A 1,247-nucleotide genomic window follows, 5' to 3' on the forward strand; every position below is an offset into this window, starting at 1 on the left:
GAGAGCAATTATTAGAACGGCACTATGGACATACACGCAATATTAAATATGTAGGCAACTGTACCTTTCGCCTGCACTTACAAAGCCACCTACCACAATATCAATCACTGTTTCAAGATGCTGCAGAAAAATACACCTTTGACTGGCGCCTGTTAGCTGCAATCAGTTATCAAGAATCACACTGGAATAAAGATGCCGTCTCTCCAACTGGAGTAAAAGGCCTAATGATGCTTACCCAGGCGACAGCAAAACAGGTAAAAGTAAAAGACCGTACAAACCCCAAAGAAAGTATTTTTGGCGGAGCCTTATATTTCAAGCAGCGTTTAAAGAAAATTCCCGCTCGAATTCCAGAGCCTGACCGTACCTGGCTTGCGCTTGCATCCTATAATGTAGGCTTCGGACACCTAGAGGACGCACGAATTATTACCCAGAAACTAGGCAAAAACCCCGATAAGTGGATTGATGTCAAACGAGCCCTGCCCCTGCTAACTAAGAAGAAATGGTACTCCAAGACTAAACATGGTTATGCAAGGGGCAAAGAGCCTGTTATATATGTCGATAATATCCGCAGTTATCTTGATTTATTGATCTGGTATACAGGCAATAAAGAAATCAATGAGGCATCCGCGGTGTCTAAGACGAAAATCCAAATTGATTAGTTTATTCCCAACATACAATCAGTATCCCAGATTCTGGCAACTGGGTTTCTCCGGTAGACATTGAGTTGATTTTTATATAGTGAAATTTAGTCACCTCAACATAAAAATAATATGCTTGAAAGTTACCTGGTGTCCATCCATTTATTCCTCGTGGGAGAGGACTAGAGTGAGGAGCTTTATTGGTAACTTCTCATTATCAACAGGTACCTGGAACGCAGATCTTTAGCCAGTACTAGGTGAATGCAGTCTAAAGACCTGCGCCCACATTTATTCCTTATTACCCGTGAGTAATGAGAAGTTAGCTTTAGGGCTGTTAAGCCTCTGATTGTAACTCCCCTCATTCGCTGAAAATCAGGGAAACGTAGCCTAAGCGAAGTGATGATTTTTAGTCCGCGATAGCCGTAGGGCCGTTATTTTGTCGGAGTCTGAGCGTTAGCGAAGGTGGAGACAAAATAAAAGGCCATCCGACACGGCGTCAAGTCATTTGGAGCCTATGTTCCGACCCCTTGTTGGGTCGGGACGAGGTGACGAGGACGAATCGGGGCCGCCGGAGGCATAAGTGGTCGCGTTAAGTTTTTGCTGCTTGCT

1 protein-coding gene is annotated in these 1,247 nt (G+C 44.1%); it reads left to right on the forward strand.

Translation table 11 applies throughout. The features are described 5' to 3' along the window. A partial coding sequence (locus CDZ78_RS20590; protein ID WP_167374432.1) for a transglycosylase SLT domain-containing protein occupies positions 1-659 on the forward strand: 659 nt, incomplete at its 5' end. Positions 660-1,247 lie beyond the last annotated feature (588 nt).

The sequence above is a fragment of the Bathymodiolus platifrons methanotrophic gill symbiont genome, from assembly GCF_002189065.1.
Lineage (GTDB): Bacteria > Pseudomonadota > Gammaproteobacteria > Methylococcales > Methylomonadaceae > Methyloprofundus.